This is a genomic window from Arsenophonus sp. aPb, from assembly GCF_029873475.1.
Classification (GTDB): domain Bacteria; phylum Pseudomonadota; class Gammaproteobacteria; order Enterobacterales; family Enterobacteriaceae; genus Arsenophonus.
This window is the reverse complement of sequence record NZ_CP123499.1, coordinates 1779856-1796148: the sequence shown is the minus strand read 5'-3', so window position 1 is coordinate 1796148 and position 16293 is coordinate 1779856. Positions and strand designations below refer to the sequence as shown.

Below are 16293 nucleotides of genomic sequence, written 5' to 3'. Positions count from 1 at the left end.
ATGTTGCTGTGATCTAATACATAAAAATGGGATTTTTTGCTTAAATTATGCATTAATTTTATCGTTATTTAAGATCGTTTAAATTGATAACAAAAGGTTATAACTAAAGCAAACTTGTTACTGTTTACTTTAGTATTTGCAGCTATTTTACCGTTTGCAGTTGTTGCTTGCCATGGGGGTTTCTGGTTGTTGTTCCAGCCAAATTGCGAATTAATAGCGCAAAATGCAGATCAACGTCCGCAGGAATGGGGAGGTAAACTTTATAGCCATTGCCTGGTGCCACTTGAATAGGTAGATTTTTTTTATCAAATAAGTCAGTTAAGGTAAATTGGATATTACCTGCCGGTGTCATTAACTCTAAGCTATCACCCAGGCTAAATTTATTTTTTACGTCTACTTCTGCCAGCCCATCTTTGCGTTGGCCGGTGAATTCACCAACAAATTGTTGGCTATCAGAAACAGAATAACCGTATTCATAGGTTTGGTATGCATCATGAGTATGTCGACGTAAAAAACCTTCGGTATAACCTCGGTGAGCTAAGCCTTCTAATGTGGTTAATAATGTAGGATCGAAAGGTTTACCTGCAACGGCATCATCAATAGCTCGGCGATAAACTTGAGCAGTTCGAGCACAATAGTAGAAGGATTTGGTGCGTCCTTCAATTTTTAATGAGTGAACACCAATCTGAGTTAAACGTTCTACATGTTCGATTGCCCGTAGATCTTTCGAATTCATAATATAGGTGCCGTGCTCATCTTCAAAAGCGGTCATATATTCACCGGGACGTTTCGTTTCTTCAATCAAAAAAACTTTGTCAGTAGGTTGCCCACTACCTAAAGTTGGCTGAATATTTTTTATCTTTATCGGTGGGTGTTGATGAACAATATTACCGATTGCGTCTTCTTTTCCTTCCTGTACTTTATATTGCCAACGACAAGCATTGGTGCAGGTTCCTTGATTGGGATCGCGTTTATTGATATAACCCGATAGTAAACAACGGCCAGAATAGGCCATACAAAGTGCGCCGTGAACAAAAATCTCTAATTCAATATCAGGCACTTGTTGGCGAATTTCCGCAATTTCTTCAATAGAGAGTTCACGAGACAAAATAATGCGACTTAATCCCATTTGTTGCCAAAATTTTACTGTTGCCCAGTTAACGGCGTTTGCCTGAACCGAAAGATGGATCTCCATGGCTGGAAATGTTTCTCTCACTAGCATGATTAGACCAGGATCGGACATAATCAAAGCATCCGGTTGCATTTCAATAACCGGAGTAAGATCACGTATAAAGGTTTTTAATTTAGCATTATGCGGCGCAATATTAACCACCACATAAAAACGTTTTCCCATTTCATGGGCTTCTTTAATACCTTTAGCTAAATTCTCATGATTGAATTCGTTGTTACGAACACGGAGGCTATAGCGAGGCTGTCCAGCATAAACAGCGTCAGCACCATAGGCAAAAGCATAACGCATGTTCTTTAGTGAACCTGCGGGAGAAAGTAATTCTGGCGTAAACATGATGAGTTCTCAATCTGATAACAAGTCAGTACTTATTCTTAAGCGGATAAGTTTTAAGTTGTTAATTCTAACGTCTTATGGGATGAAAGCCAAATTAACCGGCAGCTGGATTGGCAAAATTTAATCAAACTGGTTCCCAACGATAACCTAAACCGTATACTGAACGAATAAATTGCCGTTGTTTATCTAATAGTTGCAGCTTGCGGCGCAAATTTTTTATATGGCTATCAATCGTGCGATCAGTAACAATACGATAATCATCATAGAGGTTATTCAGCAGTTTATCACGGGAAAAAACTTTACCGGGATGCTGGGATAAAAATTTTAATAAGCGAAATTCAGCCGGAGTTAATTCAACGGTTTGATGTTGATAATGGATCTGATAAGCGCTGTCATCAATAATCAGCTTCAGATCGCTATTTTGTGTTGTGGTTTGTCGATAGCAACGACGTAAAATGGTTTTAATTCTAGCGATCACTTCACGTGGACTAAAGGGTTTACAGATATAGTCATCAGCACCAATCTCTAAACCAACTAAGCGATCGAGTTCTTCGGTTTTTGCTGTCACAATGATAATAGGGATGTCTGAAAATTGACGTAATTGACGGCAAATGGATAAACCATCCGTTCCTGGCAACATCAGATCAAGTAAAATCAGATCCGGGGAAAAATTTTTCACGCGTTTAATGACACTATTACCCTCGAGTAACCAATCGCTCTGAAAACCTGCGGCTTGCAGATAATCAACTAACAGTTGGCCTAACTTTGGTTCATCTTCAACAACTAAAATACGGTAACAGTGATTATCGCAACTCATACACTTTGGCTTTTATGGTTATCATCTAACGGTAATTCTATGCTAATTTTTACCCCACCTAAAGAGGAGGCTGAAGCGATAATTTTGCCGCCATGGGCTTCAATAATATTGTAGCAAATGGCTAAGCCAAGTCCTGAACCGCCACTGGAGCGATTACGAGAGTTTTCAACCCGGTAAAAGCGTTCAAAGATAGCGGGATATTGATAGTCTAATAAGCCGGGTGCGCTATCTTGCCAAATGAGATAAAACCGCTGTTGTGAAACATAACCTTGAATAACCAGTGAGCCTGATGAGTGAGTATAACGTAAGCTATTTTCCAGTAAATTATGCCATAGTTGAGCTAAACGATCAGGATCCGCATTTAACGTTATTTTACTAGGCAGTGTAATATTTAACGTTATTTGTTTATCTGCAAATCGGCTACGGTAGCTACTAATAGCTAACTCAATTTGTTGGACTATATTGATATTTTTTTTTCGATAAACCAGTGAACCGCGATCAGATAGGGATAACTGATGTAAGTCATTGACAAGTTTAATTAATATATTTGTTTCAGCCAATAAAGAGTGTAATGTTGTTACAGAAAGCGGCCGAACACCATCCTGAATGGCTTCGAGCTCACCCCGTAATATAGCTAATGGCGTGCGTAATTCATGAGAGATATCTGCCATATAATCACGGCGCATATGTTCATTTTTTTCTAATGTTGAGGCTAATTGATTAAAATCTTTAGCCAATTGACCTAGTTCATCGCGGCTCGAGATCTGTACGCGAACGGCAAAATTACCGGTAGTAAGTTGGTGAGTACCCTCAAGAATATGTTTGATTGGTTTGAGAAAATTTCTCGCCAGTAAAAAGGTGGTAATCAGCGCCAGCAGCAATGAGAACATAGTTACCAAAGAACTGGTGATATGTTGTTGACGATCAAAATTAATATCCGCTTCACGACTGATTTTATCAGCTGCATTACTCATTACCCAACCGACTATCTGGTTATGATACTTAACTGGTTTTTGAATAATATCTTCACTGACAGTCGGTAATTTTCCATGACCTGAAAGTCTGTCCATATTATGATCAACAATCCAAACTTGTGTACGCCAGCTTTTTGCTGAAGATTGCGTCGGCAAAAAGTTTTCTTGTTCCAGGGTATTGATGATCCGAGTTACTGCGCGGCCATTATGTTGCAAAAAAGACCAATTGCCGGTTTGCTGATATTGTTCCGTCAGGGCTTGAGCAATTAGGCTGGTACGTAATTCATTGGTTTGTTTTATGTAGCCAATAAAACCTTGCTCAAAAGTTAATCTAATTCCCCAATGCATAGTAAAAACGATCAATAGACAGAGGGCGAAGATAGCAAAAAAAAGCTTACTGGTAACACCGCTAAAGTGTATTTTCATTCAAGCCTCGCCAACTGGCGTTTTTGTTGTAGATAGCCTTGAAGCTTATCGAAAGCGAGATAAACCACTGGAGTGGTATAGAGTGTTAATACTTGACTAACAATTAAGCCGCCAACAATGGTTATACCTAATGGTTGGCGTAATTCTGCACCATCACCATTACCTAGTGCTAGCGGTAGCATGCCAAAAATCGCCGCGATGGTTGTCATTAATATGGGTCGAAACCTTAATAAGCTGGCTTTAAATATGGCATCGTGTGCGCTTAGTTGACCCTGCCTTTGCGCCTGAATGGCAAAATCCACCATGATAATGGCATTTTTCTTAACAATACCAATTAATAACATAATACCAATCAGTGCAATTAAACTGAAAGGGGTATTAAACAGCTCTAATGCTAACAAAGCACCTAAACCAGCGGAAGGTAAAGTGGAAATAATGGTTAATGGATGGATATAGCTTTCATAAAGGATACCAAGGACGAGGTAGACTGCACCGATGGCGGCAATAATCAGAAATAATTGGGTTTTTAAGGTTTCTTGAAATATTTTTGCTGTACCCGAGAAGGTACTACGCACAGTAGGTGGTACACTTAATTGGATCATGGTTAATTCAATGGCCTCAATAGCATCATTAAGAGTGTAACCTTCATTAAGATTGAAAGAAATCGTTGATGAGGCAGATAAGCCTTGATGATTAACACTTAGTGGGGCATTAGTGGGTTGCCATTTAGCAAAAAAGGAGAGCGGAATTGCTTTACCATATTTATTAATTACAAACATTTTTGCTAATGAACTGGCATCTTGGGTATATTCAGGTGCCAATTCCATCACAACTTTATATTGATTCATGGGTTGATAAATCGTTGATATTTGTCGCTGGCCGAAGGCATCGTTAAGTAAATTGTTAGCATCTTTAACATTAATACCTAATTGTGCCATTTTATCACGATCGTAAGTTATCGCCATTTCAGAACCTTTGTCCTCTTTGTCTGAATTAACATCGGCCAGTTGTGGCAGCTCAGCCAGGGCTTTACGAACTTGTGGTTCCCACTGACGTAATTCATTAAGATCATCAGCAAGTAGGGTAAATTGATAATTAGCAGTAGCCTGCCGCCCACCAGCGCGAATATCTTGCACCGGTATAAGAAATAAGTTAGCGCCTGGTTCATTTGCCAGTTGAGTTCTCAATCGCTGAATAACTTGGTTAGCGGTTTCTTTGCGCAGGTTTTGGGGTTTTAAAGAGATAAACATAAAACCACTATTTATTCTGCTGCCACCAGTAAAACCGGTGACATTGTCAATGCTCGGATCCTTTGCCAATTGGATCATAAATTGTGTCATTTTGGTTTTCATGGCTTGAAAAGAGATACTCTGATCGGCCCGAACATAACCTAATAATCGGCCGGTATCTTGTTCGGGGAAGAATGTTTTTGGGATACTAATATAGAGATAAATGTTTAAACCGATAGTCGCCAATAAAACTAATAATACATTACGTTGATGCGCTAAAACCCAATTTAATGTGACGCCGTAACTTTGTTGTATTTTTAATAATAGCCGACCCACGCCGCTTATCTTATGTGGGCTATGTTTTTTGGTTTTTTTTAACAAATAAGCACACATCATGGGGGTAAGCGAAAGGGAAACAAATAATGAGATCAGAATGGCTGTGGCTAAGGTAATAGCAAATTCGTGGAAAAATCGGCCAACTAAGCCTCCCATAAAGAATAGTGGAATAAAAACGGCAATTAAGGAAATACTCATCGACAATACGGTAAAACCAACTTCACTAACACCAATAATAGCGGCTTTATGTGGCGCTAAGCCATTTTCTATGTGGCGCATAATGTTCTCAATCACCACAATTGCATCGTCGACAACAAAGCCAGTCGCGACCGTTAATGCCATCAGCGATAAATTATTCAGACTAAAGCCACATAAATACATAGCTGAAAAGCTACCAATAAGCGAAACGGGTACCACAATAGCGGGAATAATGGTTGCCCGGCCAGAGCGTAAGAACAAGAAAACCACTAAGATCACCAAACCAATTGCAATCGATAATGCTCGCTCAACTTCTGTCAGGGAGGCTCGAATTGTCGGTGTTCTATCTTGGGCAATGGTTAAATTAATACTTGCAGGTAGCATTTTTCTAAGTTCAGGCAGCTCGGCACGAATACGATCGACAGTAGCAATGATATTAGCGCCGGCTTCTCGGCGAATAACTAAAATGATGGCAGGTTGGCCGGCAGCCATACCGGCGGTGCGAATGTCTTGTACCGAGTCTTTGATATTAGCAACATCCTGTAATCTAACTACAGAGTTATTATGGGAATGAATAATAATCGGTTGATAATCGGCAGCGCTTTTTAATTCATCATTGGTTTTTATTTGCCAGCGGAATTGTTCATCGTGAAGGTAGCCTTGTGGACGTCGGACATTGGCATTATTAACCGCTTCTCTAACTGCATCAAGAGCAATCCCTTGATTAAATAGTGCAGTGGGATTGAGTTCAATACGTACTGCTGGCAGCGAACCACCGCTAACAGAAACTTCACTGACGCCGGCTATTTGGGCAAGACGTTGCGCTAGGCGCGTCGAAGCAATGTCATATATTTCACCGATTGGGTAGCTATTAGAAGTTAAGGTTAGGATTATAATTGGCGCATCGGCTGGATTGGTTTTGTAGTAACGTGGCCGTGATGGCATGCCGGTAGGTAGCATACTTTGCGCTGCATTTAATGCTGCTTGTACTTCTCTGGCAGCACTATTAATATCTTTATCAAGATCAAATTCCAGCATAATGTTAGTATTGCCGAGCGAACTGTTGGAAGTCATCTCGTTAATACCAGCAATTTGACCTAAAGCGCGCTCTAAGGGGGTCGCAACCGAAGATGCCATGGTTTCCGGTGATGCACCTGGCAGTGAGGCGCTAACTTTAATAACGGGAAAATCCACTTGTGGTAATGGTGCGATCGGTAGCAGCATAAACGTTAAAATACCGCATAGAGTAATTGCCACGCTAAGTAAGGTTGATGTTACCGGACGCTCGATAAATAATGCGAACAATTTCACCGCAGTGGCTCCTCTCCTTTTGATGCTCGCTGATGATGGCGGCCAGATTTCCAATAATTTGCTAGCCTGTCAAAAAGTAGATAGATCACGGGTGTGGTAAAAAGGGTTAAAATTTGACTCAAAATTAAGCCACCTACCATTCCGGTTCCGAGTGGTCGGCGTAACTCAGCGCCGACGCCGCTACTTAACATTAAAGGTAAAGCGCCAAGCAGAGCGGCCATAGTAGTCATCAAAATAGGTCTAAAGCGTAATAAACACGCTTGATAGATGGCTTCTTGCGGCGATAAACCTTGTTCTCGTTCTGCTGCTAAGGCAAAGTCGATCATCATAATGGCGTTTTTCTTAACGATCCCAATCAGTAATATAATGCCGATCACGGCGATGATATCCAGTTCATAACCTGCCATCATTAAGGCTAATAGCGCGCCAACCCCTGCGGTGGGTAGAGTAGAAAGAATGGTGATTGGATGGATAAAACTTTCATATAAGATACCCAGAACGATATACATGGCAATAATGGCCGCTAATATCAGCCATAAAGTATTAGCCAGTGCTTTTTCAAACGCTAAGGTTGCTCCCTGAAATTGAGTAATAATCTCATGAGGTAATTTAATTTGATTTTCGCTCTGTTTGATTGCTTTGACTGCGCCTTCCAACGAGCTACCTTTAGCAACATTAAAGGAAAACGTGGCTGAGGGAAATTGGGCTAAGTGATTAATTGATAAAGGCCCATATTGCTGTTCAACTTTAGCCAGAATATTGAGTGGCACGATGGTGTTTTGGTTGCTTCGCAAACGAATATTATTTAGTGCCGCGAGACCAACGCCTCCTTCAGCGCCATGCTCAAGAATAACTCGGTATTGATTGGCTTGGGTATAAATGGTCGAAATCATTCGTTGGCCAAAAGCATTATATAATGCGTTATCAATCGCCGACATACTAATGCCTAAACGACTGGCCATATCTCGGTCAACCGTTACATTGGCGATTAATCCTCTATCTTGCCAATCACTGCTTACATCAGTAAGTTGTTGATTGGCTTTTAATGTGTGGAGAAGCTTGGGTACCCATAATGAAAGTTGTTCTAACGACGTTGCTTGTAAAGTAAATTGATATTGGGTGCGGGAAATCTGTGTATTAATGGTTAAATCTTGCATTGGCTGTAAAAACAACTTAATACCGGGAATATTGTTAACCGTTTGTTGTAGCCGAGGGATAATAACGTCAATCCGTTCATGACGCTGATTTAATGGTTTAAGGGTAATTTGCAATCGCGCATTATTGAGGGCCGAATTGCTACCATCAACACCGACAAAAGTAATGACATTTTCTACCGCTGGATCCGCTAATATTCGTTCAGTCACTTGTTGCTGCTTTTCAGCCATTGCGGCATAAGAGCTCGATTGTGGTGCTTCGATTACACCTTGCAGTAATCCATTATCTTGCAAAGGAAAAAAACCCTTTGAAATAATAATATAGAGTAATGCGGTCAGTAATAATGTGCTAATGGCGACAGCCAGTATTATCCATTCATGATTGAGAATGCGTTTAAGCCAGGCGCCATAAATAGCAATCATTTTATCAAACACTATTTCACAGCCTTGCTCGAAACGATTGTATTTGGTTTTTACCTCAGCTTTAAGTAAACGGGCACACATCATTGGTGTCAGAGTGAGGGAGACTACAGCTGAAATTAAAATTGCTACGGCCAGTGTAATAGCAAATTCACGAAATAAGCGACCAACAATATCACTCATAAAAAACAGTGGGATCAGCACAGCAATTAATGAAAATGTTAATGAAATAATGGTAAAACCAATCTCACCAGCGCCTTTCAGCGCTGCCGTTAACGGTTTATCCCCTTTTTCCAGGTAGCGAGAGATATTTTCAATCACCACAATCGCATCATCGACCACAAATCCCGTTGCTACCGTTAAGGCCATCAGGGTGAGATTATTAATCGAAAAACCACAAAAATACATGACGGCAAAAGTACCCACCAGGGATAAAGGAACAGCGATGCTTGGAATTAAGGTGGCGACTCCATTGCGCAAAAAGAGGTAAATCACCATGACAACTAATGCGATCGCTAGTATTAATTCAAATTGCACATCTTTAACAGAAGCACGAATAGTTGTTGTTCGATCGGTCAGGATATTAACCTTGACTGCTTTTGGTAAATTTTTAACTAACTCAGGTAAGATTTTCCGAATATTATCGGTGGTTTTAATAACATTCGCCCCAGGTTGGCGTTGAACATTAATCACAATGGCCGGTTTTTTATTTGCCCAAGCGCCTAATTGCGTATTTTCCGCTGCTTGTGAAATTGTAGCTATATCACCTAGCCGAATTGCGGCGCCTTGCTTATAAGCAATAATGAGTGAGCGATAATCTGCCAATGATTTCATTTGATCATTGGCAGAAAGCGTAATTGACCGAGCGGGGCCATCAAGGCTGCCTTTGGCTGAATTAACATTGGCATTGTTAATAGCGAGCCGAATAGTTTCATTATCCAGTTGCTGAGCAGCAACGGCTTGGGGGTTTAGTTTAATACGGACTGCCGGACGTTGACCGCCGGCGAGAGTGACTAATCCAACTCCATCGACCTGAGAGATTTTTTGCGCTACCCGTGTTTCAACCATATCTTGTAGTTGGGTCATAGGTAGGGCATTGGTGGTCACCGCTAAGGTTAAAATGGGCGGATCGGCCGGATTAACTTTGCTATAGACGGGTGGGTAGGGCAGATCTTTCGGTAATAAGTTACTGGCCGCATTAATGGCCGCCTGCACTTCTTGCTCAGCGATATCCAGTGCCAGTGACAATTGAAAAGTTAACGTAATTACTGAAGAGCCGCCAGCGCTTTGGGAAAACATCTGCTTTAGACCAGACATTTGACCCAACTGGCGTTCTAATGGTGCAGTGATAGCTGACGTCATCACATCAGGACTGGCACCAGGATAGAGAGTGACCACTTGAATGGTCGGATAATCAACTTGTGGCAAGGCAGAGACTGGTAAAAAACGGTAACCGATAATACCAGCCAATAAAATGGCAACCATAAATAACGTGGTTGCTACCGGGCGTAAAATAAATAACCGTGAAGGCCCACCTCCTTTTACCGGAGTCTCAAACTGCATTAAGATTTCTCCGTTGTATTTGCATAGGAAGTTAATTGAGCGTTTGGGGTAACAACCTGAACTTTTACCCCATCAACCAGCCTATCGACACCATCGGTAACAACGCCAACACCTGCGTCCAAACCGGTGGTAATAATAGTTTTTTGACCATCTTGTAAACCCACTGTGACTTTCTGCTTACTAACAACATTATTTTTATCTATTGTCCAGACAAAGTGACCAATACTACCCATCTGTAAGGCGGCGGTTGGGATCACCACCACATTTTTTAACGTATTAACTTGAATATGGATATTAATAAATTGGTTAGGAAACAGTCTATTATCTTGGTTGGGAAAACGCGCCTTCATTTTTAATGTACCCGTTGTGCTATCGATCTGATTATCGGTACTTAACAGATAACCGGCCGCAATTTGGGCGCTATTATTACGATCCCAGGCGATCACTGGAATTTTAGTGTTTTGCTGTTGAGCAATTTTGATCAATGGAATATCGGCCTCAGGTAGCGCAAAAAGGGTGTCAATCGGGGTTGTTTGAGTAATGACAACGATGGGGGAAGTTGAACTACTGGCGATGAAATTACCAATATCGACCTGTTTTAAACCAACACGACCGGCAATAGGTGCTGTAATTCGGCTATAAGTCAGTTGCAGTTTAGCATTACTAATTGCCGCTTGATCAATTTTAACACTGCCTTCTGCTTGTTGAACCAAGGTTTGCTGTCTATCTAACTCTTGTTGCGAAATAACCTTACTTGCGGCTAGTTTTTGATAACGAGCTAAATCTTGTCTAGCATTCCGTAATTGCGCCTGATCTTTGGCCAATTGTCCTTCTGCTTGTGCCAGTGAGATTTGAAACGGTCGTGGATCAATTTCGGCTAATAAATCGCCTGCCTTAACTGCTTGTCCTTCGATGAAATGCAGTGCCATTAATTGTCCTTGAACACGACTGGTCACAGTAACCGTATTGGCGGCTTGTACGGTACCGAGGGCAGTCAGAATATGAGGAATACTTTGGCGTACTGATAATGCCGCCTGCACCGGCGGCAGTGGTATTTTACGCGATTTAGTTGAGCTTAGGCTTGATGCTGAGGTTGTTGATAAGGAATCTGACGTAGTGGTTTGGTGAAGAAAATAACGCCAGGCAAACATCCCACAAAGGGATAAAAAAATAATGGCAATAGCAAATATGACAATTTTTCGGCGGCGATTATTTTTGTTCATCATGTCCTTAGCATTCTTATTGTGCTGGCAATAGTAGATATTTTTAATTGCTTAAATAAATTATTTACACTCTATAGTTTAGCGAGTATTTGCTATAAAAAAATGAAGGAAATGTGGAAATTATACCAGTCAGTGTGCGATAAGCATAAATTAGCTAAATGTTATAGATTAAAATAGTGATCATCAGTAAATGGGTTTAATAGCACCATCTAGATAAGTGTCTAATAACAAAAAAGAATTATTAACAGTAATTAAATAGTGGTTTTTTTAAAAATATTATTTGATTTTATCAATTGCTAACATACCATCTCGCTTTCATTATAAATTAATCAAGGAATGATTATGCGAGTACCGACTAGTAAGAATGCGGATCTTGTTATTGATTCAGCTCACACTTCATCAGACTCACCTTCTCGTTTTCAACGTTTAAGGCAGGTAATGTCGACTATTTACAATGATTATAAAGTGGCAATACATCGAAATAATTGTCAACGCATGAAGAAATTAGTTAACAAAGAGTGTAACTTCGTTAGTCAATTTTTAATTAAGATTCGGCTCAGTGGCAATAATTTGTCAGGTATTAATTTGCAACATGCTAATTTGGCATCTCTACCCTTGAGTAGGGTCAATTTATCTCACGCTGAATTACAATATGCTGATTTAAATCATAGTAAATTGCAAAATGCGTTATTGCCAGCAGCTAATTTGACAAAAGCCAATTTATATCGAGCAAATTTACGTGGCGCGGATTTACATGACGCGGTTTTATGTGGTGTAGATTTAGGGGGTGCTCATTTACGTGGAGCGAATTTACATGGCGCCAATTTGTCTGGCGTGAATTTAACTGAGGTGGACTTATTTAACGTAGATTTAAGTGCGGCAAATTTAGCTGGTGCGAATTTAACAAAGGTAAAACTGATTGGGGCAAAGTTAGCTGGTGCAAGTTTTCGTGGGGCAAATTTAGCTAAGGTAAATTTATTAGGCGTAGATCTAAAGAAAGTGGATTTAAGGGAGGTGGATTTTAGAGAAACGGATATCTATATCACGACTTTACGTGGGATGAATTTAAGTGGCGCAAATTTAAGTGGCAAGAACTTAAGTAAGATAGATTTACGTGGCAGTAATTTAAGTGGCACGAATTTAAGTGGTGCGGATTTATGTGGCGCAAATTTAAGTCAGGCTAAATTAATTGGTGCAAACTTATGTGACATAAAGCTACCTTGCTGGAATTACGATAATTTGGATCGTTATCTTAATCACATAAATAATCGGTATAGTCTGCTTAAAACTATCGCCAGCATTGACGTTAAGTATCGTAACGAGAAAATCGCGCTGGTTCACCAGTTAATTAATTCATTAGACCAGCGTTCTGCAGATATTTCATTGTCATCAGTAGTAGAGCCCTTGTTAGATACGTTGGCTACTGTGCCCTATAATCAGGATCCGATAATTATTAACTGGCTCAATAACAATATACTGCCGCTCTATTTGGCCAAATATGATACCAGTATGATGCCGGTATTAGCTGATCCGCTGTTGGCAACTTTGTTAAATTGTATTAACAAACAACAGGAGCTGATGTTTAGTCATAATGGGGCTTTTATTCAGATGATTTCACAAGCGATGGCGGGGGACAGTTGTTTTAGGCATCAGACTAAAACTCTGTATCATCATTATCTACAAGATAACCGTGTAGCGTTTTATACGATGAATCCTGATTTTGGTGATTATGCCGGCAATCCTGACTGGTCTGATAAAGAGGCTAATAATTTTATATTGCTCTCTAGGCCGCCCAATAGTGGCTATGCCATGATGATGTCACAAAACCAGCTACAGCAAATGTTGGATGTGCAAGGGAAAAAAGCGGATATCAACTGGCATAACTTCTATCTGTATCAGGGGCAGGAGGATATTGGCCCGGCAGATTATCAGTTAGATACGCTTTTTCAACATCATTTTAAATTATTTATGGCAAACTATCGTTTTCATCAACAGCAAGCTAAATTTGGCCAACTATTAGTCACTTTACAGCTAGGTGAGTTACAGCCCATCTTTCAAACCGCGATAACGAAAGCTTTTTGTAAAATAAAGTTAATCGATTTTGACAGTCAAACTGAATTGGCAACTATATTTAATGATAAGTTTGAGCCATATACGGAAAATGGCGTAACAGGTTATCGCTTAACCGCTGATTACACGCAACAATTGCTGCAAGCTTATCATTTATCTAACGCCGATAAACTAACGCAGGCACAAATCTTATTAAGCTTGGCCGCTGTTTTTAGCAAATATTCTTCCAGTGCAATATTTGGTACGGAAACTGAGTCACCGAATGCATTAAGGTATTTTGCTTTTGCCTTAATGGAAAAAGCACATCAATTATCACCGCCAATATTTCGTTCTGAAAAACAGTATAAAGACTGGATGGCGCAGGTACATCAATTAGTACCACTAACATTTTCTTCTGAAGAACAGTATAAAGATTGGTGTGATAGATTGCTGGGTTACAATAACGTGTTTAGCTGTACGGCGGTGCTGTCAACCATGATGGTTGAGCATATAAAAAATCATTTCCCTATCCTGCTGTCTAGTATTATGCCGCCTGCCTGGAATTAGTTACGCTAATTCTATTGTCTTAAATTTAATTGATGATGCGTCTTTGATTGTTTGTTATTAGGGACGTTAATTTTATCGCTTTCGCCGTGTTTGTTTAATAGACAAACAAAGCAATCGGCTGAAAATAGATTTTATGGCAGATAAATAAATAATCAATGTTAAAAAATGACAAAGATAATAATTCATAGCCGTTAAATAGCGGTTTTTTGCAATTATACTCCATTAATCACTCATATATTATTCTTTTCTGATTGTAAATTAATCAAGGAGTGATTATGCAAGTATCCTCTTCTAATGGAACTAATTCTGTCTTTCATACAACAAATACCTCAACGGAAGCATTTTCTGACTTAGCGATATTAAGACAAGCCATCCCAGATGACTGTAGTGTTGATAACAAAAGGGATTTACAACAACGCAAACGTGAGATTTTAGATAAATTAATTAAGCAACGTCCGGTTGATGCTGAGCTGGATTTGCGTAAGGCTCAACTAAATGGAGTTAATTTAGCGATGCTTGATTTTGAGCGGGCTAAATTGCAAGAAGCTAATTTAGATGAAGCCGATTTAAATGGTGCTAATCTGCAAATAGCTAATTTGACAGATGCCACACTAAAAAACGCCAGATTGGATAATACCAATCTTGATTATACCTGTCTCAATAGCGCTAAGTTGAATGAGGCAACATTATGCCATGCTAGGTTATATAAAACTAAGCTAATAAAGGCGGATCTGAGAGATGCTAATTTGAATGATGCTAAGTTGTTTGATGTTGAGCTACATGAGGCTATTTTGCAAAATACTAAATTAGTGAAGGCTGATTTACAGCAAGTAAAATTTGTTGGGGCTAATGCGTGCCAGGCTGACTTTAGTCACTCTAATTTACAATCTAGTGTTTTTATTGAGGCAGATCTTGCAGATGCTAATCTAAGTCATACTAATTTAAGCTCCACTAATTTCACTAAAGCTAAGTTGAATGGTGCCAACTTAAATGACGCTAATTTTACTAAAGCTAAGTTGAATGGAGCTGACTTAAGTAAGGCTAATTTTAATGGCGCTGATCTTAACGGTGCCGATTTAACTGACGCTATTTTAGATGAGTCAGTGCTAAGTGATATCGCTTTTCCGGTTTGGAATATTGATAATTTAGATCGTTATCTTAACCATATTAACAATGACTTTAGTTTGTTAACGACTATCGATAGTATTGATGCAAAATATAAAAAAATAAAAATTAGCTTGGTATATCAGCTAATGAATTCATTAGACAAAAACCCTGAAGAGTTTTCACTATTATCGGTGGTAGAGCCTTTGTTAAATACCTTAGCAAAAGCGCCATATAACGAGGATGAGATAATTATCAACTGGCTGAATAACAATATCTTGTCACTCTATTTGACAAAATATGATATCAGTATGATGCCGGCATTAGATAATTCCCGATTGGCAACCTTACTGACCTGCATTGAAAACAAGCCAGAACTGATGTTTAGCCATAATGGCGCCTTTATTCAGTTAATTTCACAAATAATGGCGGGGGATAGTAGCCTTAAAGAGCAGACTAAAAGGCTGTATGATTGTTATCTAAGAGATAGTCGTATTGCACTTTATACGATGAAGCCTGATTTTGGTGATTATGCTGGCAAACCTGACTGGTCAGATAAAAATGCTGATAATTTTATTTTGCTCTCTAGGCCGCCCAATAGTGACTATGCCATGATGATGTCACAAAACCAGCTACAACAAATGTTGGATGTGCGAGGGAGAAAAGCGGATACCAATTGGTATGGTTTTTATCTCTATCAGGGGCAGGAGAATATTGGCCCGGCAGATTATCAGTTAGATACCCTTTTTCAACATCATTTTAAATTATTTATGGCAAACTATCGTTTTCATCAACAGCAAGCTAAGTTTGACAAATTATTAGCTACTATAGAGCTAGGTGAATTACAGTCCACTTTTCAAACTGTGATAACGCAACGCACTTCTCAAATAAAATTAATTGATTTTGACAGCCAGACTAAACTGGCGGCGATATTTAACAATAAGTTTACACAATATACCGAAAATGGCGTAACAGGTTATCGTTTAACCGCCGCTTACACACAAAAATTGCTGCAAGCTTATAATTTATCCAACGCCGATAAATCAACGCAGGCGAAAACCTTATTAAGCCTGGCCGCGGTTTTTAGTAAATATTCTTCTAGTGCAATATTCGGCACTGAATACGAGTCACCGAACGCATTAAGGTATTTTGCCTTTGCCCTGATGGAGCAGGCACATCAATTATCACCGCCAACATTTCTATCTGAAGAACAATATAAAGATTGGGGCGATAGATTGCTGGGTTACCATAATGCTTTTAGCTGTACGGCAGTAATATCAACTGATATGATTACTCATATTAATGCTCATTTCCCAACCATATTAGCGGGCATTATGCCACCGGCTTGGAATTAATACGCATATTTTTATTGTTAGTTATTAGCCAATTTTTTCCGC

At 39.6% G+C, this 16293-nt stretch carries 8 protein-coding genes; 2 read left to right on the top strand and 6 right to left on the bottom strand.

The annotated features are described in order from the left end of the window. Positions 1-142: 142 nt before the first annotated feature. The 6 genes from yegQ to QE177_RS07915 all read right to left on the bottom strand — a co-directional run bounded on the left by yegQ (position 143) and on the right by QE177_RS07915 (position 11176). Positions 143-1525 (bottom strand): tRNA 5-hydroxyuridine modification protein YegQ, encoded by a 1383-nt coding sequence (gene yegQ / locus QE177_RS07940; RefSeq protein ID WP_280548534.1) that lies wholly within the window; start codon positions 1523-1525, stop codon positions 143-145. A gap of 124 nt (positions 1526-1649) precedes the next feature. Beyond that, positions 1650-2342 (bottom strand): two-component system response regulator BaeR, encoded by a 693-nt coding sequence (gene baeR / locus QE177_RS07935; RefSeq protein WP_280548532.1) that lies wholly within the window; start codon positions 2340-2342, stop codon positions 1650-1652. Further along, positions 2339-3742, bottom strand: coding sequence for a two-component system sensor histidine kinase BaeS (gene baeS / locus QE177_RS07930; protein ID WP_280548530.1), 1404 nt, complete (start codon positions 3740-3742; stop codon positions 2339-2341). The genes baeR and baeS overlap by 4 nt, the downstream gene beginning before the upstream one ends. Beyond that, a complete protein-coding gene (mdtC, locus tag QE177_RS07925) occupies positions 3739-6816 on the bottom strand; it encodes a multidrug efflux RND transporter permease subunit MdtC (protein ID WP_280548529.1) in 3078 nt (1025 codons plus the stop codon). The genes baeS and mdtC overlap by 4 nt, the downstream gene beginning before the upstream one ends. Further along, entirely contained in the window at positions 6813-9953 is a 3141-nt protein-coding gene (locus QE177_RS07920) for an MdtB/MuxB family multidrug efflux RND transporter permease subunit (RefSeq protein WP_280548527.1), read from the bottom strand. The genes mdtC and QE177_RS07920 overlap by 4 nt, the downstream gene beginning before the upstream one ends. Continuing rightward, positions 9953-11176 carry an MdtA/MuxA family multidrug efflux RND transporter periplasmic adaptor subunit gene (locus tag QE177_RS07915; RefSeq protein ID WP_280552242.1) on the bottom strand — a complete coding sequence of 408 codons (1224 nt, stop codon included), beginning with the start codon at positions 11174-11176 and terminating at the stop codon, positions 9953-9955. Before QE177_RS07915 ends, QE177_RS07920 begins: the two co-directional genes overlap by 1 nt. 342 nt (positions 11177-11518) lie before the next feature. Here QE177_RS07915 and QE177_RS07910 point away from each other — a divergent pair, with 342 nt between their 5' ends. Both QE177_RS07910 and QE177_RS07905 read left to right on the top strand, forming a co-directional pair. Beyond that, positions 11519-13792: a pentapeptide repeat-containing protein gene (locus QE177_RS07910; protein WP_280548525.1), complete on the top strand. Its 2274-nt coding sequence runs from the start codon at positions 11519-11521 to the stop codon at positions 13790-13792. Positions 13793-14067: 275 nt separating this feature from the next. Continuing rightward, a complete protein-coding gene (locus QE177_RS07905) occupies positions 14068-16251 on the top strand; it encodes a pentapeptide repeat-containing protein (RefSeq protein WP_280548523.1) in 2184 nt (727 codons plus the stop codon). Positions 16252-16293 lie beyond the last annotated feature (42 nt).